At 66.2% G+C, this 20,637-nt stretch carries 16 protein-coding genes; 13 read left to right on the forward strand and 3 right to left on the reverse strand.

The features are described from left to right. Positions 1-47: 47 nt before the first annotated feature. The 7 genes from DND132_RS17640 to DND132_RS07920 all read left to right on the forward strand — a co-directional run bounded on the left by DND132_RS17640 (position 48) and on the right by DND132_RS07920 (position 9,035). Positions 48-2,390 carry a diguanylate cyclase gene (locus DND132_RS17640; RefSeq protein WP_014322190.1) on the forward strand — a complete coding sequence of 781 codons (2,343 nt, stop codon included), beginning with the start codon at positions 48-50 and terminating at the stop codon, positions 2,388-2,390. Positions 2,391-2,462: 72 nt separating this feature from the next. After that, a complete protein-coding gene (locus DND132_RS07895; RefSeq protein WP_014322191.1) occupies positions 2,463-4,145 on the forward strand; it encodes an FAD-dependent oxidoreductase in 1,683 nt (560 codons plus the stop codon). 311 nt (positions 4,146-4,456) lie between these two features. Next, positions 4,457-5,050: a TetR/AcrR family transcriptional regulator gene (locus DND132_RS07900; protein WP_014322192.1), complete on the forward strand. Its 594-nt coding sequence runs from the start codon at positions 4,457-4,459 to the stop codon at positions 5,048-5,050. 43 nt (positions 5,051-5,093) lie between these two features. Further along, a complete protein-coding gene (locus DND132_RS07905) occupies positions 5,094-6,101 on the forward strand; it encodes a TRAP transporter substrate-binding protein (protein ID WP_014322193.1) in 1,008 nt (335 codons plus the stop codon). A gap of 72 nt (positions 6,102-6,173) precedes the next feature. Next, a complete protein-coding gene (locus DND132_RS07910; protein WP_014322194.1) occupies positions 6,174-7,172 on the forward strand; it encodes a TRAP transporter substrate-binding protein in 999 nt (332 codons plus the stop codon). Positions 7,173-7,233: 61 nt separating this feature from the next. Next, entirely contained in the window at positions 7,234-7,719 is a 486-nt protein-coding gene (locus tag DND132_RS07915) for a TRAP transporter small permease (protein ID WP_014322195.1), read from the forward strand. A 2-nt stretch (positions 7,720-7,721) separates the two neighbouring features. Next, positions 7,722-9,035 carry a TRAP transporter large permease gene (locus DND132_RS07920; protein WP_014322196.1) on the forward strand — a complete coding sequence of 438 codons (1,314 nt, stop codon included), beginning with the start codon at positions 7,722-7,724 and terminating at the stop codon, positions 9,033-9,035. 68 nt (positions 9,036-9,103) lie between these two features. On the opposite strand, the gene DND132_RS07925 is transcribed toward DND132_RS07920, so the two are convergent. The 3 genes from DND132_RS07925 to DND132_RS07935 are packed head-to-tail and all read right to left on the reverse strand — an operon-like array spanning position 9,104 to position 13,219. Beyond that, the gene (locus tag DND132_RS07925) at positions 9,104-11,518 is read right to left on the reverse strand and encodes an acetate--CoA ligase family protein (protein ID WP_014322197.1); all 2,415 of its coding nucleotides are present in this window, start codon (positions 11,516-11,518) and stop codon (positions 9,104-9,106) included. Between the two features lie 46 nt (positions 11,519-11,564). Then, positions 11,565-12,350, reverse strand: a complete 786-nt coding sequence (locus tag DND132_RS07930; RefSeq protein ID WP_014322198.1) for a substrate-binding periplasmic protein — start codon at positions 12,348-12,350, stop codon at positions 11,565-11,567. Between the two features lie 50 nt (positions 12,351-12,400). Next, on the reverse strand, positions 12,401-13,219 hold the full coding sequence (locus tag DND132_RS07935; RefSeq protein WP_014322199.1) for a nitroreductase family protein: 819 nt from the start codon (positions 13,217-13,219) through the stop codon (positions 12,401-12,403). Between the two features lie 176 nt (positions 13,220-13,395). Between DND132_RS07935 and DND132_RS07940 the strand changes: the two genes are divergently transcribed. The 6 genes from DND132_RS07940 to DND132_RS07965 all read left to right on the forward strand — a co-directional run bounded on the left by DND132_RS07940 (position 13,396) and on the right by DND132_RS07965 (position 20,636). Further along, positions 13,396-15,168 (forward strand): glutamine--tRNA ligase/YqeY domain fusion protein, encoded by a 1,773-nt coding sequence (locus tag DND132_RS07940; protein ID WP_014322200.1) that lies wholly within the window; start codon positions 13,396-13,398, stop codon positions 15,166-15,168. Positions 15,169-15,362: 194 nt separating this feature from the next. Continuing rightward, a complete protein-coding gene (locus DND132_RS07945) occupies positions 15,363-15,953 on the forward strand; it encodes a TetR/AcrR family transcriptional regulator (protein WP_014322201.1) in 591 nt (196 codons plus the stop codon). A 575-nt stretch (positions 15,954-16,528) separates the two neighbouring features. After that, the gene (locus tag DND132_RS07950; protein WP_014322203.1) at positions 16,529-16,777 is read left to right on the forward strand and encodes a phage regulatory CII family protein; all 249 of its coding nucleotides are present in this window, start codon (positions 16,529-16,531) and stop codon (positions 16,775-16,777) included. Between the two features lie 160 nt (positions 16,778-16,937). Beyond that, a complete protein-coding gene (locus tag DND132_RS07955; protein WP_041916007.1) occupies positions 16,938-18,950 on the forward strand; it encodes an ATP-binding protein in 2,013 nt (670 codons plus the stop codon). Continuing rightward, positions 18,943-19,476 carry an alpha/beta fold hydrolase gene (locus tag DND132_RS07960; RefSeq protein WP_014322205.1) on the forward strand — a complete coding sequence of 178 codons (534 nt, stop codon included), beginning with the start codon at positions 18,943-18,945 and terminating at the stop codon, positions 19,474-19,476. Before DND132_RS07955 ends, DND132_RS07960 begins: the two co-directional genes overlap by 8 nt. Then, positions 19,473-20,636 carry a rhodanese-like domain-containing protein gene (locus DND132_RS07965; protein ID WP_014322206.1) on the forward strand — a complete coding sequence of 388 codons (1,164 nt, stop codon included), beginning with the start codon at positions 19,473-19,475 and terminating at the stop codon, positions 20,634-20,636. The genes DND132_RS07960 and DND132_RS07965 overlap by 4 nt, the downstream gene beginning before the upstream one ends. Position 20,637: the final 1 nt, after the last annotated feature.

The following is a 20,637-nucleotide window of genomic DNA, read 5'->3' on the forward strand; positions in this document are numbered from 1 at the left end:
CGATATTGGCAAGCGGATGGCGCCGGACATTCCGGAGGGAGACTCGAATGGACGATACGACCCTGCGCGGGCAGCTCAAAAAGGCGCGACAACGCATCGCGGAGCTCGAAGCCGACCTTGAGCATGCCGCCGAGGCGACCTGCGAGGACCGTTACCACCTGGTCTTCGAGAATGCGCCCGGCGGCATGGCCATCATCACCGAGGAGGGACAAATCCTTCTGTCCAATGCCGAGGCCAAGCGGTTCCTCGGCCTGTCCGAGCAGGACGGCGACCAGAACGCCGAGACCTTCTACGTCAATGTCAACGACCGCAACCGCCTCCTGGCCCTGCTCCGGGATCAGCAGCTCATCCGCAATTTTCCCGTGCCCATGCGCCGACTGGACGGCACCCCCATGTGGGCCAGCCTGAGCGCCCGGTCCATCGACTACGGCGGCATCCGGGCCAACCTGATCTCCTTCACCGACATCACCGAACACCGCGAGGCCCTGCGCAGGCTGGAGCTGGACGAAATCCGCTTCGAAAAGCTCTACGCCCTGTCCGAGATGACCCAGCATTCGGAGAGCGACATCCTCGACTTCGCCCTGGAGGCCATCACCGAGGTGACCGGCAGCGAGATCGGCTACATCTACCGGCTGAACGAGGACGAGTCCGTGCTGACCCTGCACGCCTGGTCCAAGGGCGTCATGGGGCAGTGCACCCTGAAGGACGTGCCCGAGATCTATCACCTCCAGGACACCGGGCTGTGGGGCGAACCCGTCAGGCTGCGCAGGCCGGTGCTGACCAACGACTACCCCGGCCTGACGGACAAGCGGGGCTATCCCGAGGGACACATCCCGGTCCGCAACCACCTGGGCGTGCCTGTCTTCGACGAGGACCGCATCGTGCTCCTGGCCGGAGTGGGCAACAAGCCCGGCGACTTCACCGAGGACGACGTCCGGCACATGGAACTGATCATGAACGGCACCTGGCGCATCGTCCAGCGGCGCCGCTCCCGTGCGGAACTGAGCGCGGCCCACGCCGAACTCGAGGAAAAGGTCCGGCGGCGCACGGACCGGCTGCAACAGGTCAACCGCGAACTGGCCGGGCTGAACCTCGAACTGATGAAAAAGGACAGCGAGCGCGAACAGGCCCGCACCGAGCTGATGCGCTACCAGCGGATCATCGAGACCAACCCGGACCTCATCTCCCTCATCGACGGCGACTACCGCTACGTCATCGTCAACCAGTCCTACACGCGCATCTTCGGCCTTGCGCGGGAGTCCATCGTGGGCCAGCCCGTGGGCATCCTCTTCGGTACCCAGGCCTTCGAGGAGCAGTTCCGGCCCGCCATCGACCGGGCCCTCGAAGGCGAGACCCTGACCGAGGCCACCTGGCTGCACCTGCCCGACCAGGGCGAGCGGTACATGTCCATCACCTACCAGCCGGTCAAGGTGGAGGGCGACGACACGGACTACGTGTCCTTCGAGGCCCGGGACATGACCGACCTCAAGCGCAGCGAGGAGGACCTCAAGGCCATCGCCGAACGGCTGGACCTGGCCACGGACGCCGCCCACCTGGGCATCTGGGAGTGGGACCTGCGCACCGACGACCTGCTCTGGGACCACAAGATGTTCGACCTGTACCAGGCCGAGCCCATGCCCTCCCGGGAGCTCTTCGACTACTGGCGCAGCTGCATCCACCCGGACGACCTGGCCGCCACCGAGTACCAGCTGGCCCGGTCCATCGAGACCAAGGAGCCCCTGTACCTGGAATTCCGCATCGTCCGTCCGGACGGCGTCACTCGGCACATCCGCCTGGAGGGGCTGGTCCAGGTGGACGACAAGGGCATGCCCATCCGGCTCATCGGCATCAGCATGGACGTCACCGAGCAGCGCAAGATGGAGGACGAGCTGCGCACCCTGGCCTCCACCGACCCCCTGACCGGGGCGAGCAACCGCCGCCAGTTCATGTCCCGCCTGAGCGAGGAGTTCGAGCGCTGCAAGCGGTACAACACCTCCCTGGTCCTGCTCTCCCTGGACATCGACCACTTCAAGCGCATCAACGACACCTTCGGCCATCCGGCCGGGGACGACGTGCTCAAGGAACTGGTCGCCCTGTGCCGGTCCACCCTGCGCACCACCGACCTCTTCGGCCGGGTGGGCGGCGAGGAGTTCCAGGCCGCCCTGACACAGACCCGCATCGGCGCGGGCGAGAACACGGCCGAGCGGCTGCGCCGCCGCGTGGAGCGGTGCGAGGTCAAGACCCACGGCGAGACCATCACCTTCACCATCAGCATCGGCGTGACCGCCCTGCGCCCCGAGGACGGGTCAATCGAAGGGCTGCTCAAGCGGGCCGACGACGCCCTGTACCAGGCCAAGCGCAACGGCCGAAACCGGGTCATGGTGCTCTGACCCCTTGACTCGGCGACCTCGCCTTCCTACCTTTTGCGATAACGATTACCGTCATCACCTGCGAGGTTCCCCATGTCCCTGTTCAAGAAAGACGACCACGACTGGTTCCTGCCCGAAGACGTCCGCAAGCAGCTGACCGAGACCTTCAAGGCCCTCAAGGAGCCGGTCTCCCTCGAACTCTTCGCCCAATCCGGGGTCAACGACGAATTTTCCGACTACACCGCCAAATTTTGCGCCGACCTGGCCAGACTCGACGACAGGATCACCTTCGCCCGATACGACATCCCGTCCGACCGCGCCCAGGCCCTGGGCGTGACCGCCTCACCCACCCTGTGCCTCAACCCGGACGACTACCACATCCGCTTCCTGGGGGCGCCGCTGGGCGAGGAGGGCAAGACCTTCATCACCGCCATCATGCTCGTTTCCCTGCGCACCAGCGGGTTGTCCGAGGCATCCCTTTCCCTGCTCGACCCCCTGGACACGGAGCGCCTGGTCCAGGTCTTCGTCTCGCCGTCCTGTCCCTATTGTCCGGGCCAGGCCATGCACGCCATCAAGTCCGCCATCGCCCGGCCCGGCCTGGTCAAGGCCGAGTGCGTGGAGATGAACGAGAACCGCGAGCTGACCGAGCACTACAACGTGGGCTCGGTGCCGCACACCGTCTTCAACCGGGGCGAGCACGACGGCCTGGGCCTCATGCCCGAGGAGCGCTTCGTGGTCGAGATGGTCCACCTCAGGTCCGCCGAGGACCTGCTCAAGGAGGGCAAGCTGCCCGGAGTGGAGGGCAAGCAGACCGCCACGGGCTACGGGACCATCGAGCCGGGCGCCGTGGACCTGGTCATCATCGGCGCGGGCCCGGCCGGGCTGACTGCGGGCATCTACGCCGTGCGCGCCGGACTCAAGGCCGTGGTCCTGGAGAAGTCCATCGTCGGCGGCCAGGTGGCCCTGACCCCGGTGGTCGAGAACTACCCCGGCTTCACCGCCGTGCCCGGCAAGCAGCTCATGGACATCATGAGCGAGCATGCCCGCCAGTACGTGCCCGTGCACGAGGGCGAGGGCGTGGAGTCCATCACCGTGGGCGACCCGGCCAAGGACGAGCCCATCACCGTGACCACCGCCCGGGGCGAGTACCCGGCCAAGGCGGTCATCCTGGCCACGGGCGCGAGCTACCGCAAGCTCGGCGTGCCCGGCGAGGAGACCTATTTCGGGCGCGGGGTCAACTACTGCGCCTCCTGCGACGGCTACCTGTACAAGGGCAAAACCGTGGCCATCGTGGGCGGCGGCAACACCGCCCTGACCGACGCCCTGCACCTCAAGAACCTCGGCGTGGACGTGACCCTCATCCACCGCCGCGACCAGTTCCGCGCCCAGAAGCCGCTCATCGACTCCGTGGAGCGCGAGGGGATTCCGGTCCTGTGGAACACCGTGGTCGAGGCGATCGAGGGCGACGGGAGGAAGGTCACCGCCCTCAAGTTGCGCAACCTCATGACCCGGGCCGAGACCGAACTGCCCCTGGACGGCGTGTTCATGGCCATCGGCCAGAAGGCCGCCACCGAGCTGGCCAAGGCCATGGGCGTGGAGCTGACCACCGAGGGCTACGTCAAGGCCGGCCCGGACAAGCGCACCAACGTGCCGCGCGTCTACGCCTGCGGCGACCTGACCGGCGGCCTGCAACAGATCGTCACCGCCATCGGCGAAGGCTCCGTGGCCGCCATGTCCGCCTTCGAGGACATCTCCCACCCGTACTGGAAGAAATAGCCTCCGGCGGCCGGGGGAAGGGGAAGGAAAAACCTTTCGAGAAAGGTTCTTTCCTTCCCCTTCCCCCGGACCCCCTTCCCCATCCTTTTCCAAAGCTTTTTAGTACGCTTCGCGGGGTGCGCGAAGTAGTGTGCTTTTTATTATCCCCCCGGTCTTTTCCTGTTTTTCGCTCGGGCGGGGTTGACTCTTCACCGGCCCCCTGCTACCTCTGATTTCTTTGATGTGACCATCGGTCACTTTTTGACCGCAAGTCGCAAGTTGACCATGGGTCACAATAAAAAATCAGCGATTCCGGGAGATGGGGGCGGAAGATGGCGACCAGACAGCAGGAAAAATCCCAGCAGACCATGCAGGAGCTCATGGCTTCGGCCATCGAGCTGTTCGGCACCAAGGGGTTCGCCAACACCTCGGTGGCCGAGATCACCGAGCACGCGGGCTACGCCAAGGGCAGCTTCTACCGCCACTGGAACTCCAAGGACGAGCTCTTCCTCCAGATCGTGGAGCAGAAGTTCAAGCAGTACCGGGCCACCCGCCACGACCGGGTGCAGAAGGCCGCCGACCTCGAAGCGGCCATGCACATCATCTGGGACTTCCTGGAGACCATCGTGGCGGACCGCAACTGGTCGGCCATCTTCCTGGAGTTCACCATCCACGCGGCCACCAACGAAAACCTGCGCAGGCTCCTGAACAAGTCCGACTACCGCCTGTCCGACCGGGTCTTCGCCGACCTGGTCCGCAACCACGTGACATCCGACTTCCCCCCCGAGAAGATCGGAGCCCTGAACACCGCCCTGTTCGAGGGCTTCCTCATCCACCGCGCACTCGGCACCGAGACCCTGACCCTCGGCGAGGTGCGCGAGGCGGCCATCGCCCTGGCCGTCAAGAACGGCACCAGGCGGGACTGAGTCCCGCTGCGACCATATCACTTCATTACAAGCGAGATACCCCATGCGTAAGATTTTGCTGACCCTGACGGCCCTGGTCCTCATCGCCGCCGGCCTGGCCTCCCCGGCCCGCGCCGAATCCGTGCGGCTGACCTATTCCAGCTTCTTCCCGCCCACCCACATCCAGTCCAAACTGGCCCAGCAGTGGTGCGACGAGGTGGAGCTGCGCACCGGCAAGGCGGTCATCATCGACTTCTACCCCGGCGGCACGCTCAGCCCGGCCAAACAGTGCTACGACGGCGTGGTCGAGGGCATCTCCGACCTCGGCCAGTCCGCCCTGGCCTACTCGCGCGGGCGCTTCCCGGTCATGGCCGCCGTGGACCTGCCCATGGGCTACAAGAACGGCGTCCAGGCCACGGCCGTGGCCAACGCGGTCTACGACAAGTTCTCGCCCGCCGAGTTCGACGACGTGGTGCCCATGTACTTCCACGCCCACGGGCCGGGCCTGCTCTTCACCGTGGACAAGCCGGTCCACACCCTGGCCGACCTCAAGGGCCTCAAGATCCGCTCCACCGGCAACTCGGCCAAGCTCATCGAGGCGCTGGGCGGCACCCCGGTGGCCCAGCCCATGCCCGCAGCCTACCAGTCCCTGCAAAAGGGCGTGGTGGACGGCTCCATCCATCCCATGGAGTCCAACAAGGGATGGAAGCTCGGCGAGGTGGTCAGGCACTGCACCCTGTCCGCCTGCGTGGGCTACACCACCACCTTCTTCATCGTCATGAACAAGGCCAAGTGGAACCAGATCTCCCCGGAAAACCAAGAGATCATCCGCCAGATCGACCAGGAGTGGTCGGTCAAGCACGGCCAGGCCTGGGACGACTCGGACGCCGAGGGACGCGAGTTCCTGACCTCCAAGGGCGGCGACTTCTATGAACTCGAACCCGCCGAGGCCGCCCGCTGGGTGCAGGCCGCCCAGCCGGTCCTGGACGGCTACGCCGACGGCGAGGGCAAGTCCGTCGACGGCAAGGCCGTGGTCGAGTTCATCAAGGAGGTCATGACCAAAAGTCCGTAGGACATTTCATATACAAGGGGGGAGCCCTCGCGGCTCCTCCTCGGAACCCAAGCAACCATCCGGAGGGAGACAATGAAAAAACTTTTAACCACGGTCCTGGCCGTGGGCCTGCTCTGCATCGGGCTGTCCGGCCAGGCGCGTGCCGAGGTCAAGCTGACCTACTCCAACTTTTTCCCGCCCACCAACCACCAGTCCCAGCTGGCCGAGGCGTGGTGCAAGGAAGTCGAGAAGCGCACCGGCGGCAAGGTGGTCATCGAATACTATCCCGGCGGCACCCTGTCCAAGGCCGCCCAGTGCTATGACGGCGTGGTCGAGGGCATCTCCGACATCGGCCTGTCCTGCCTGGCCTACTCGCGCGGGCGCTTCCCGGTCATGGCCGCCGTGGACCTGCCGCTCGGCTACAAGGACGCGGCCCAGGCCACGGCAACGGCCAACGCGGTTTACGAGCACTTCAAGCCCGAAGAGCTGGCCGACGTGGAGCCCATGTACTTCAACGGCCACGGCCCGGGCCTGCTGTTCACCGTGAGCAAGCCCATCAAGACGCTTACGGACATGCAGGGCGAGAAGATCCGGGCCACGGGCAACTCGGCCAAGCTGGTCGCGGCCCTGGGCGGCACCCCGGTGGCCAAGCCCATGTCCGAGAACTACCAGCTGCTGCAAAAGGGCGTGGTGGACGGCTCCATGCACCCCATCGAGTCCAACCGCTCCTTCAAGCTCGGCGAGGTCTGCAAGTTCGGCACGGACGACTTTTCCGTGGCCTACACCACGGTCTTCTTCATCGTCATGAACAAGGATAAGTGGGCCGCCATCGACCCCGAGTCGCAGAAGATCATCCGCGAGATCAACCGGGAGTGGGCGGGCAGACACGCCGCCGCCTGGGACGCGGCCGACGCGGACGGGCGGCAGTTCTTCCTGGACCAGGGCGGCGAGATCGTCGAACTGAGCGCCGAGGAATCGGCGGCCTGGGCCAAGGCGGCCCAACCCGTGCTGGACAACTACGTGACCGAACTGAACGACAAGGGCCTCGACGGCAAGACCGTACTGGCCTTCACCCAGTCCACCCTGCAATAACCCATTACCGGACGGGGCGGGCCAGACACCCGCCCCGTTCATCGTGCAAAGGATCGTATTCATGGAAGAAGTCAAGGGACCGCTGCTCATCACCGAGAAGATCATGCGCATCATCGCCGCGATCTCCCTGGTGGGCATGGCGGCCATGACCGGCGCGGACGTGTTCCTGCGCGGCGCGTTCAACACCCCCATCTTCGGCTGCGAGGAGATCGTGGCCATCCTCGGCGTCATCGCGGTGGGCTTCGCCCTGCCCTACGCCCACTACCAGAAAAGCCACATCGGCGTGGAGATCCTGGTCCGCCGCCTGCCCCGGCGGGTCCGCGAGCCCCTCGAACTGCTGACCACCCTGGCCACCCTGTTCCTGGTGGGAATCATCACCTGGCGCATGTTCCTGTACGCCGGAACCCTGGCCGAGTCGGGCGAGGTCTCCATGAACCTGGAGCTGCCCGAATACTACGTGGTCTACGTCCTGGCCTTCGGCTTCTTCGTCTACGCCCTCTGCCTGCTCGCGGACGTGGTCAAATTCTTCAGGAAACGGGGGGCCTAGCCATGGATCCGACCACCGCCGGGGTCATCGGCATCTGCATCATGGTCTTCCTGTTCATGACCAGGATGCCCGTGGCCTTCGTCATGATGCTCGTGGGGTTCGTGGGCTTCTCCCTGCTGACCTCCTGGAGGGGCGGGCTCAACCTCATGAGCCGGAACATCTACGACGCCTTCGCCTCCTACGAGCTTTCGACCATCCCGCTGTTCATCCTCATGGGCCAGATCGCCTTCAACTGCGGCATCTCGCGGCGGCTCTACCAGACCGCCTACCGCTTCCTGGGCAGCACCAGGGGCGGGCTGGCCATGGCCACGGTCTCGGCCTGCACCGCCTTCGGCGCGGTCTGCGGGTCCAGCCCGGCCACGGCCGCGACCATGTCCACGGTGGGCATCCCGGAGATGAAGCGCTACGGCTACGCCAACTCCCTGGCCGCCGCCTCGGTGGCCTCGGGCGGCGGACTGGGCATGATCATGCCGCCCTCGGTGGTCCTGATCATCTACGGCGTGCTGACCGAGCAGTCCATCGGGGCGCTGTTCGTCTCGGGCATCCTGCCGGCCATCCTGCTGACCTTCCTGTTCATCGTCGGCATCTACATCCAGTGCCGGATCAACCCGGCCCTGGGACCCAAGGGCGACTCCTTCACCTGGGCCGAAAAGCTCTCGTCCCTGGCCAACCTGATCGACACCCTGCTGATCTTCGCCCTGGTCATCGGCGGCCTGTTCTGGGGGCTGTTCACCCCCACCGAGGCCGCCTCCATCGGCGTCATCGGCGTGCTCGTCCTGGCTTTGGTCAAACGCCAGCTGACCTGGCAGGCCTTCGTCAACTCGCTGTACGAGACCCTGCGCACCTCATGCATGGTATTGGTGCTTATCGCGGGCGCGGTGGTCTTCGGCAAGTTCCTGGCCGTGACGCGCATCCCCTTCGACATCGCCGAGTGGGTCTCCGCCTTCGACATGCCGCCCTTCGCCATCATGGGCACGATCATCCTGATCTACTTCATCGGCGGCTGCTTCATGGACTCCCTGGCCCTGATCATGCTGACCATCCCGGTCTTCTACCCGGTGGTCACGAACATGGGCTTCGACCCCATCTGGTTCGGCGTCATCATCGTGCTCGTCACCGAGATGGGCGTGATCACCCCGCCGGTGGGCATCAACGTCTACGTGGTCTACGGCATGTGCCGCAAGATCGCCCCGGACGTGACGCTCGAGGACGTGTTCAAGGGCATCCTGCCGTTCATGCTCTCGATCATCGTGGGCATCGGCCTGCTGTTCATCTTCCCGCAGATCATCCTGTTCCTGCCCAGGCTGATGTACTGACGGGCGACGGAGCGCACAAAAAAAGACCCCGGACCGGTCCGGGGTCTTTTTTTGTGCGCGCACGCCGGTCAGTTCGTCCGGATGCGGGCCGCGTTGAGCCGCCCGTCCATGTACTGGGCCAGGGCGGCCACGGCCTGATCCGAGGTACGGAAGGTGCACAGCCCGGCCTGTTTCAGCCGATCCACCAGGGGGTCGTACTGGCGGCCGCCGTCCACCACGCCGATGACCGGGGTGTCGAGCCGGGGCAGCAGGTCGGCCAGGAGCGCGGCGATGGACCGCTCGTTGTCCATGGTCAGGGGGGTGTCCGGGTCGGCCAGGGTGCGCATGACCGGGGACATGGGGTCCAGGCCGACCACCACCGCGTCCACGCCGGGGTCCGAGGCCAGGATGCGCACGGCCTCGGCATGGACCTGGTCGTCGGCCGCCGGGGTGATGTCCAGGGGGTTGGTCACCGTGACCAGCCCGGCCAGCCGGTTGGCGGCCACGAGCGAGCGCAGGGCCTCGCGGGTGCCGTCGGCCAGGGGGGCCAGAGTCATGGAGTAGTCGTCGCTCTGGATGGAGTCGGCCATGCCCACGGCCTCGAAGCCCGCGCCGGACACGGCGGCCAGCCGGTTGCCGCCGATGGTCTTGCCGTTCAGCCGCTCGGCCAGCATGAACAGGTTCTCGAACTGGGTGAAGGAGTGGGCCACGATGGCCCCGGCCTGGCGCACGCAGGCCTCGCAGACCGCGTAGTCCCCGGCCAGGGAGGCGGTGTGGCCGCTGGTGGCGGACTTGCCCTCCGGGGTGCGGCCCGCCTTGTAGAAGACAACGTCCTTGCCCGCGCGCACGGCCCGGCGCACGCCCCGGCAGAAATTCAGCCCGTCCAGGTCGTTGAACCCCTCGGCGTAGACCGCGATGACGTCCACGTCGTCGGCCCCGGCGAAATGCGCGACCATGTCGCCGAGCGTCAGGTCGGTCTGGTTGCCCATGGAGACCATGTAGGCCGGGTTGAGGAAGGGGCACTGGGACAGCCGGGTGAGCATGAACGCGCCCGACTGGGAGATGAAGGCCGCCCGGTGGTGGCCGCCCGGGGCCAGGGCGGGCAGTTTCTCCTCGGGGATGAACCAGGTGTCGTAGCGGCCGGGCCGGGAGACCACGCCCATGCAGTTGCCGCCCAGGAAGACCGGCCCCGCGCCCACGGCGTGGGCCGCGTCGATGCGGGCGATCACCCCGGCGGCGCGCTCGCGGCTCTCCGCGGTCTCGCCCAGCCCGCCGGGGATGAGCATGACCGACCGGGCGCAGTCCAGGGCCACCAGTTCGTCCACCAGGGCCGGGACCTGGTCCGCGCCCACGGCGACCACGAACAGGTCGAGCACGCGGTCCAGCGACTTCAGGTCCGGGACGCAGGCCACCCCGTCGATCTCGGTCTCGCCCGGCTTGACCAGCCGCACGTTGCCGGCCGGAAAGCCCGCCTCGAGCACGTTCTTGAGGATGATCCGGCCGAAATTCATGCGCGAGGCCGAGACCCCGACGATGCCGATGGAGGACGGCTTGAGCAGGTCGGCGATGCGCCCCACCGGACGCGGGGCGCGGACCGATGTCGGTCCCGAGAAGCGGCACAGCCCGTCCAGGGGGACCATGAGGTAGTCGGCATAGGCGAACGGGTTGATCTCCAGCTCCTCGATGTGGAAGGGCGCGTCCGGATTGTCCGGGGAGTAGTGGTTGGCCATGTCGATGAAGGAGGAAAAGCACTCGATGAGCTGCTCGTCGGTGACGATGCGCCGCTGTCCGCGCGTCAGCCCGGCCAGCTTGCGGTAGGAGATGGTTTTGCGGAACAGCTCGAAGAAGCGGACGCCGTCGGTCAGGGCCGTGGAGGCGATAGTCAGGGCCTGGCCCTTGCGGAACCGCTCGGCGTACAGCTCGGTGTCCGTGCCGCCCAGCCCGGCGGTGACGACCATGCCGAACTCGCGGGTCTTGCGGATGCCCACCAGCAGCTCGTTGCCGAAGGCCGTGGAGTCCGGCTCCATGAACTGGACCATGAGCACCCCGCGCAGATCGCGGGACACGGCCGTGACCAGGGGCTCTCCCGAAAGCCCGCGATAGGGCGCGGGCGCGGAACCGGGATCGCGCTCCAGGGCGGCGGCGTAGTTCTCCGGGACCTCGTAGAGCATGCGCCGCACGGCCGAGCGGATGGCGTCGGGCCGGTTCTCGACCACGCGCACTCCGCCCGCCTCGGTCTTGTGCACGATGGCGGGCGAGACGATCTTGAGAACCACCCTGTCGCCGGGCAGGACCGCAAGCTGCTCGTCCGTGAACCGTCCGCTCCGCTCCAGCAGCACGCAACCGGGCGGGGTCTCCGCGCCCGAGGCCTTGAGCAGGTCGTAGACCTCGTACTCGAACAGGGAATCGCGTCCCTGGGCGTGAGCCCGCTCGAACAGGGCGTCGATGGCCTCGAAATTGATCGCCACCTGAACCGAACCAAAGGCAAAATGGGCATCCGCCATGCCGTGCTCCACAGATGTTTCGGGCGGACAGCCGCCCGGCTGCCGGTTATTGCGCGTCCTCGGCCCGGTCGTAGGACCGGACGATGCGCTCGTATTTCCCGCCGTCGCGGATGGCCTTCAATCCCCGGTCGAACCGCCCGCACAGGGTCTCGTCGGCAAAAGCCACCTGCCGTTCCTGTTCCGGGAAGATCCGGCTGAAGCACACGTCCTGGTTCAGGTCCACGGACCGGGCCACCGGGGAGGACTTGAGCCGATTGCGCCAGTAGCGGAAGACGCGCAGTTCGGAGATGACCACGTCCACCCGCCCGGAAAAGAGCATGCGCACCTGGAGGGACTGGTCGGACAATTCGGCGTAGGAACCGTTGTCCCGGGCCATGGCCGCGAATTCGGGGCCAAGGTACTGGGCCGCGTCCTGAAACCCGAGGACCGCGTGTCCCGCCAGATCCCCGATGGAAGCGATGGTCAGGTCCCGGCTCGCCAGGCTCACGGCGTAATTCTGGAAGGTCAGGGTCGGCGCCGAATAAAAGACCCGGCGTCCGGTGCGCCCGGCCAGGTCGTACCCCAGGCTGATGGCCAGGCAGTCCACGTCCCCTTCGGCGAAGGCCAGGGGCAGGCGCAGGTTGGGCAGGTAGACGAACTGCGTCTCCACCCCGGCCGCACGGAAGGCCGCCCGGATGAGGTCCACCTCGAGGCCGGCGTCCAGCGTGCGGATGGCGTAGGGCGCGATGGAAAAGCCGACGCCCACCCGGACCGCCTGGGCGCTGGCCGCGACCGAGCCGCAGAGTACGACGGCCAACACGACCAAGGCCAGGAGGGAACGAAATCCACGCATACCGGGACCCTACCTTGAGTCCGGGAGGGAGTCCAGCCGGAGACGGACGGTCACAGCCAGTTCACTTCGGGTTCGGGGCGCGGAGGCAGGGTCGTGTAGCGCCGGGCCGGACGGCCGAGCATGAGCGCCCCGTAAACCGCCTCCCCGTCGGCCACGCCGAGCTGCGCCCGCACCCCGGCGTCGTGCGCCGCGGCGGCCAGCAGGTAGCCGCACCAGCAGGCCCCGAGCCCGGCGGCCGAGGCGGCCAGCTCCAGGTAGGCGGTGGCGATGACCCCGTCCTCGCGCGGAGTGATGCCCTGCCTCGGCCCCACGGCCGCGACCAGGGCCGGGGCATGGCGGCAGATGAGATCCGCGCCCGCGTCCCAGGCACGGACGATGCCGGTCAGGTGCAGGGCGGCGGCCAGGTCCGTCCCGGCCTCGGCCTCGGCGCGCATCCAGGCGGCCACACCCCCCGCCATGCCGGCGACCTTGTCCGCGCCCGAGACCGCGACCCAGCGGGTGGGCCGGGCGTTGTGGCCCGAGGGGCAGTAGCCGGTCACGGCCAGGAGCCGCTCGAGAAGCGCGCGGTCCACGGGCTCGTCGCGGAAGGCGCGCACGGACCGGCGGCCCTTGAGAAACTGTTCGGCCTGGTCCAGGGAGATGGCCAGGGTCCGGTCCAGAGGCTCGCCGGGCCGGTCGAAGCGCGTCAGCCGGATGGCGTCCGCCGGGCAGACGGCCATGCAGTGGCCGCAGTCCAGGCAGTAGGCCTGCTTCTTCTCGTGGGGTTCGGGCAATCCGCCCTCTTCGAAGACGATGCACCCGGCCGGGCAGTCGGCGGCGCACAGGCCGTCCCTCCTGCAGCGGGTCTCGTCGATGATGAACAATGCCATGTCGGTCCTCCCGGGGTTGGTCCATACAGTCTGTCCGCTTGCCCCCTTGCAGGCAAGCATTGCGTTGACCGTCAAGCGGTTTTCCCGTATTTCCGTGCCACGGGCAGGATGGGAAATCTTGCCCGATTTGCGACGGTTCGACCGAAATCCGGTCAATTCATACAACGAGGTTTTTCATGAGCACCAAACCCGAGGCCCCGGAAAAGGGCAAGGACTTCATCCGCCAGATCATCGACAGGGACATGGAGAGCGGCGCCTACCACGGCCGCGTGCACACCCGGTTCCCGCCCGAGCCCAACGGCTACCTGCACATCGGGCACGCCAAGTCCATCTGCCTCAACTTCGGGCTGGCCCGCGACTACCAGGGCAAGTGCAACCTGCGCTTCGACGACACCAACCCGGTCAAGGAGGACGTGGAATACGTGGACTCCATCCGCGAGGACGTCCACTGGCTGGGCTTCGACTGGGACAACAACTTCTACGCCTCGGACTACTTCGAAAGGCTCTATTTCATCGCCGAGCTGTTCATCAAGATGGGCAAGGCCTACGTGGACCACCAGTCCGCCGACGAGATCCGCGAAAACCGGGGCACTCTCAAGGAGCCCGGCAAGGAATCCCCGTACCGCGACCGGACCGTGGAGGAAAACCTGACCCTGTTCCGCGCCATGCGCGCGGGCGAGATGGCCGACGGCGCGTGCATCCTGCGGGCCAGGATCGACATGGCCGCGCCCAACGTCATGCTCCGCGACCCGGCCCTGTACCGCATCAAGCACGCCTCCCACCACCGGACCGGCGACGCCTGGTGCATCTACCCCATGTACGACTTCACCCACGGCCTGTCCGACGCCATCGAGGGCGTCACCCACTCCATCTGCACCCTGGAGTTCGAGAACAACCGCCCGCTGTACGACTGGTGCGTGGACACCCTCATGGACGGATTGAAACGGCCCGAGCTGTTCGGCGAGAACGCGGCCATCTACAATGAACTGGCCGCGCTGCCCGGCTTCATCGACCGCCCCCGGCAGTACGAGTTCGCCCGGCTGAACATCACCGGCACCGTGCTCTCCAAGCGCAAGCTCATCCAGCTGGTCAAGGAGGGCCACGTCCTGGGCTGGGACGACCCGCGCATGCCGACCATCTCCGGTTTCCGGCGGCGCGGCTTCACGCCCGAATCCCTCCGCGATTTCTGCGATCGCATCGGCGTGGCCAAGGCCGACTCCATGGTCGAATACGCCCTGCTCGAGGCCTGCCTGCGCGAGGACCTGAACAAGCGCGCCCCGCGCTACATGGGCATCATGGACCCGGTCAGGATGGTCATCGAGAACTACCCCGAGGACGGGGAGGACGTTTTCGACATTGCTTTGAACCCCGAGGACGAGTCCTACGGCACCCGCAAGGTGCCCTTCTCGCGGGAAATCTGGATCGAGCGCGAGGATTTCATGGAGGAGCCGCCCAAGAAGTTCTTCCGCCTGGGCCCGGACCGCGAGGTCCGGCTGCGCGGGGCGTACTACGTCACCTGCACCGGCTATGAAAAGGACGCGGACGGCAGGATCAGCCTGATCCGCGCCACCTACGATCCCGCGTCCAAGGGCGGCTGGGTCGAGGGCGGCCGCAAGGTCAAGGGCACCCTGCACTGGGTCTCGGCCCGGCACGCCCTGAACGCCGAGGTACGCAACTACGGCCCCCTGTTCACCACGGACAACCCCAACGCCGTGGAAGAGGGCAAGACCTTCATCGACTACGTGGACGCCCACTCCCTGGAGATCGTCCCGGGCTGCAAGGTGGAACCGGCCATGGCCGGAGTCGAACCCGGCGCGAACTTCCAGTTCGAGCGCACGGGCTACTACTGTGCGGACTCCCGCGACCACAGGACCGGCACGGCCCTGGTCTTCAACCGGACCGCCACCCTGCGCGACACCTGGGCCAAGATCCAGAAAAAATCCAGCTAGCCGCGCACGAAAATCATCAAGAATAAGGCCGCCCTGCGCGGCCTTTTTCATGCCCTCCGCCCGCCCCGGCCTTAAAATCAATATTTCCCGCTTGACATTGATTGCTCAATCAATCTATAGCTGACCCAACGACTGATTGCACAATCAATCGATATATGATTGGACAGTCAATCGAAAGCGGGATACAAGAAGTCATGACCAAGAAGGAAGCCATACTCTGCGCCGCCCAGGAGGCCTTCGGGCAACTGGGGTTCCACGCCGCCACCGTCAAGGACGTGGCCGGTCGCGCCGACGTTTCCTTCGGCCTTGTCTCCCACTACTTCGGCAGCAAGCAGGACCTGTTCCTGGCCGCCGGATTCGACATGGCCGACCGGCTGGTCCTCCGCCTGAGCGAGGCCACCGCCAAGGCCAAAAACGGCATGGAGGCCATCCGGGCCTACATGACCGCGTACTTCGATTTCACCGAAGAGCACAGGACCGGCTTCCCCGTCCTGTTGCGCTGTTCCCCCTTCAGCCACATGGAGCCCGGTGTGGACGGCGCCAAGGTGATGGAGAAGTTCAGCATCTTCATTGACGAATTGAAACGCTGCGTTGCCCTGGGCATCGAGGACGGCACCATCCGTTCCCTGCCCCTGGAACAGACCGCGCTGATCATCTACGGCAACATCGTCGGCTCCGTCCGCACCAGCCTCCTGTCCCCCTACGAGTCGACGGGGCTGTTCGCCGAGACCATCAATCACGTGGAACGCAGCATCACCGTCAGCCCCGGCCAGGGCGGCTGTTGAAAATCCCCTGGCATGTCGTTGGTGCAGCGAAACGGACCGACAACGAATTTGTAAAGGAAGCGAGGTAACGAACATGTTCAAGAACCTTACCGCCGCAAGAATACTGGAAATCATACTGGGCAGCCGTGCCTGGCTGAACTACATGGATTCCTTCAAGTCCTGGTCGAACGACTGGGCCAAGAGACAGCACCCTTAGTCCCGAACGGATCAACACCTCCTAAGGCGCACAGAAATGGACCGCAACCCACACCTGACAGCCTGATAGATACGTTTCGGACACCCCGGCCTCGGCCGGGTATCTGGGAGCCGCGCAAGCGGCTCCCTTTTTTTGCGCCCCGTGACCGGCGGACAGCCCCGAGGCGGTGTCGCATATGCAACATTTATGTCGCATTGTGTCGCATAGCGCGACATGTGCGACACTCATGCGACACAACCCGCGACGGAATGAATTGTTTAGACTTTTTATAACCTATGGGAATGGCAGATTATAATACAAATAACGCCATGTTGGCACGCCGGTTGCTTTATAGTGCTTAACGATTCGCCAAAAACTTCAGACACTGCGGGAGGGCACAATGTTTGAGAAGAACGTACCCAAGGTCGTCCAGGACTGCATCCTCGACAGCGGAATCCAGGCCAAGGTCGTGGCCCAGAAGATCAACAAGCCGTATTCGACCCTGATGCGGGAAATCAATCCCTTTGACGCCAGTGCCAAGCTGGGTGCGGAGACCCTGCTCGAAATCATGAAGGTCACCCACGACATCCGCCCGCTCCAGTTCATGGCCGCCGAGATGGGCTTCAGCCTGGAGACCGGCAACGCCTAGTCTGTTCCGGACCGCTTTTCGGCCGGGCCCCGTGCCCGGCCTTTTTTTTCGGGGTGCGCACGGCGCGGGAAAGTACCCTGACTTCTTGCCAATATCGTCCGTTCGGCTTAGAAATACAAAGGTATTCTCCAACCCGAGGACGGACGCGCGACCCATGACCATGCAACATAGAGCCCGGCTGCCCAGGGCAGACTCCCTCAGCCGCCGGGCCAAGCTGGCCCAGTTGGCCTTCATCTCGGCCATCGTCCTGGTCTTTTCCTGCGCGCTCATCCTGTTCAACGCCTACCGGCTGCACGTGCGCCTGTCCGAACGCGCGGACAGCATCGCCCACCTGGCCCGGACCAGCCTGGCCAGCGCGGTCTGGCAGGTGGACTACGCCTCGGCCCGCGACTTCATCGACGCCGTGCTCCAGGACGACACCGTGGCCTTCGCCCAGGTGGTCACCGGGCGCGAGGTCATGGCCGCCAAGAGCCGACCCCGCTTCACCGGCCACGGCTACGACTATTTCACCAAGGATCGGCGGTTCATCACCAAGTCCGTGGAGATCCGCAAGTACGGCGACTGGATCGGCTCCTTCAACCTGGCCGTGACCACCGAGGGCTACGTCCAGGAGATGGCCATGTACGTGGGGCTGACCTTCGCCCTGGCCGGGCTCCTGATCCTGACCCTGACCCTGGCCGCGGTGCGCTACATGCGCAAGCACTTCCTGACCCCGCTCATGGACCTGGAGGAATCGGCCACGACCATCGCCGACGGCAACCTGGACGCGCCCATCGACACCTCGGCCTCCAACGAGCTGGGCAGCCTGGCCCGGGCCATCGACGACATGCGCCAGTCCGTGCGCCACCTGATCCGCGACCTCCAGGAGGCCAACGCCAAGCTCCAGAACCACCAGAACAGCCTGGAGAGCACGGTCAAGGAGCGCACCGAGGAACTCAAGCGCAAGAACGACTCCCTGAACGGCGCCCTGGAGCAGGTCCGGCGGGCCAAGCAGGCCGCCGAGGTGGCCAACGCGGCCAAGAGCAGCTTCCTGGCCTCCATGAGCCACGAGATCCGCACGCCCATGAACGCCATCCTGGGCATGGCCGACATCCTCTGGGAGACCGAACTGTCCGAGGACCAGGCGCGCTACGTGGACGTCTTTCGCACCGCGGGCGAGAACCTGCTCGAAATCCTCGACGACATCCTGGACCTGTCCAAGATCGAGGCCGGGCACCTGACCCTGGAAAAGACCTGGTTCCCGCTGACCGAGATCCTGGACCGGACCTGCGGCGTGATCCAGACCAAGGCCTCGAAAAAGGGCCTCGGCCTGAGCTGCGTGGCCGCCCCGGAGGTCCCGGCGCGGATCAACGGCGACCCCACCCGGCTGCGCCAGGTGCTCTTCAACCTGCTGGGCAACGCCATCAAGTTCACGGACGCGGGGTCCGTGGCCATGAACGTGGACATCGCCTCGCGCGACGACGAGGGCGTGGTCCTCCATTTTTCCATCACCGACACGGGCGTGGGCGTGTCCGGCGACAAGCTCGGGGCCATCTTCGAGGCCTTCACCCAGGCGGACAGCTCCACCACCCGCCAGTTCGGCGGCACCGGCCTGGGTCTGGCCATCAGCAAGGAGCTGGTCCAGATGATGGGCGGCCGCATCTGGGCCGAGTCCACGCCCGGCAAGGGCAGCACCTTCCATTTCACGGCCCGCTTCGACACGGCCCGGCCCGAGGACGTGCCCGTGCCCGAACCGGTCCGGCCGCCCGAAGAGGACCCCCTGCCGCCCCTGAACGTCCTCATGTTCGAGGACTCCCGGTACAACGCCTTCGTGGCCCAGACCTATCTCGAAGGCACCCCCTGCCGCATGACCGTGGTCGAAGACGGCCGGTCCGGGGTGGAATTGTTCAAGAAGGGCGGCTGGGATCTGGTCCTCATGGACATTCAGATGCCGGTCATGGACGGTTTCGAGGCCACCCGCGCCATCCGGGAATGGGAGCGCGCGCAGGGGCTCGATCCGGTGCCCATCGTGGCCATGACCGCCTTTGCCATGGACGACGACGCCCGGCGCTGCCTGGAGGCCGGCGCCGATTCCCATCTGCCCAAGCCGGTCAAGAAGAGCGCCCTGTTCGCGACCATCCGCAGGCTGGCCGCGGGAAAAACGGATCAAGAGGAGGAAACGGATCATGCCTGATCTGTCCGATTGTCGTCTGTTGTGGTGTCACGGCTCCCTGAGCCGTCCCTGGGGAACCAAGAGCATGGCCCTGGCCGACCTGGCCGGGGAGTTCGGCCTGGTCATGGAGGGCCCGGACTTCAGCGACCTCGCGGGCCCGGACGACCGGGTGGAGCGCCTGCTGACCCTCCTGGCCGGGGACGACCGGCCCGTCATCCTGGCCGGATCGTCCATGGGCGGCTACGTGGCCGCGGCCACGGCCCTGCGCACGCCGGTCCAGTCCCTGTTCCTGCTGGCCCCGGCCTTCTATTTCCCCGGCTACGCCGTGCACGTCTTTCCGGACCTGCCCGACCGCGTGACCGTGGTCCACGGCTGGGACGACGACGTGGTCCCGGCGGACAACACCATCCGCTTCGCCCGGACCCACAAGGCGACCCTGCACATGCTCCGCGACGGCCACCGCCTGGAGGGGTCCACGGAGACCCTGTGCGTCCTGTTCGCCCGGTTCCTGGCCGGCACGAAACGGGACCTGGAGCAACACGCATGACCCGCGGCCGCCGGGTCCTGGGTCTGCTGGCGCTGTGCGCCGCCCTGGCGGTCCAGGCCCTGGCGGTCGCCCCGGTCCGGGCCGAGGGGTTTCCCCTTCGGCCCTACTACCCCGAGGTGCCGCCCATCTCCACGGACCGGCTCCTGGCCGGATACGACACGGCCGTGGTGGTCGATATCCGCTCCCGCCTGGAGTACGAGGTGGCCCACATCAACAAGGCCGTGCTCCTGCCCCTGACGGACAAGGACTTCGCCCGCAAGCTCGAGGCCCTGCGCCCCAAGGACGGACCCGAGCCGCTGGTCTTCTACTGCAACGGCCACGCCTGCGCCAAGAGCTACCAAGCGGCCCAGCTGGCCCTGTCCCTGGGATTCGGCCAGGTCTTCGCCTATGACGGCGGCATCTTCGACTGGATCACCGCCGCCCCGGACAAGGCCACGCTCATGGGCGAAACCCCGGCGCGCCGGGACCGAGTCCTGTCCAGGGAATCCCTCGACCGGCGGATGCTCGGCCACGAGGAGTTCGAGCGGCAGGCGCGCGAACCCGGCACCCTGGTCATCGACATCCGCGACCCGTTCCAGCGGGACGTCGTCCCCCGGCTGCCGGGCATCCGGGCCATCCCCCTGGACGCCCTGCTCGACCTGGTGACCTCGCGCATCTGGACCGAGAAACGGCTGCTCTTCTTCGACGCCGTGGGCAAACAGGTCGGCTGGCTGCACTATTTCCTCAAGGCCTACGACTACTTCGACTACGGGTTCCTGGACGGCGGCGTCCGCGCCATCGCCGGTGACCCGGCCCTGGTCCGCCCGGTGGTCGAGGCCGACCGGACCGTGATCAGCGACCAGGCCATGCTCCTCCGGCTCACAGCCGACCAGCGCCTGGACAACGCGGACCGGCGCGTGATCAGCTACCTCCTGGCCAACGTCAAGTTCAACAACTACGTAGTCATCGACATGGACCGGCTCGGCGCGGAGACCGGCATCGGCAAGCCCATGCTCCTCAATTCCATGGACAAACTATCCGGGCTGGGCTATGCCGTGCATGCGCTCATGCAGGACATGCTCATCGTCCAGGTGGACCCGAGGCTGGCCTGGAAGGGCGAGCTGGGCACCGCCCTGTGGCGGGACAAGGTCCGGGAATTCAACAACGCCAGGAACAAGTAGC

Source organism: Pseudodesulfovibrio mercurii, assembly GCF_000189295.2.
Lineage (GTDB): Bacteria > Desulfobacterota > Desulfovibrionia > Desulfovibrionales > Desulfovibrionaceae > Pseudodesulfovibrio > Pseudodesulfovibrio mercurii.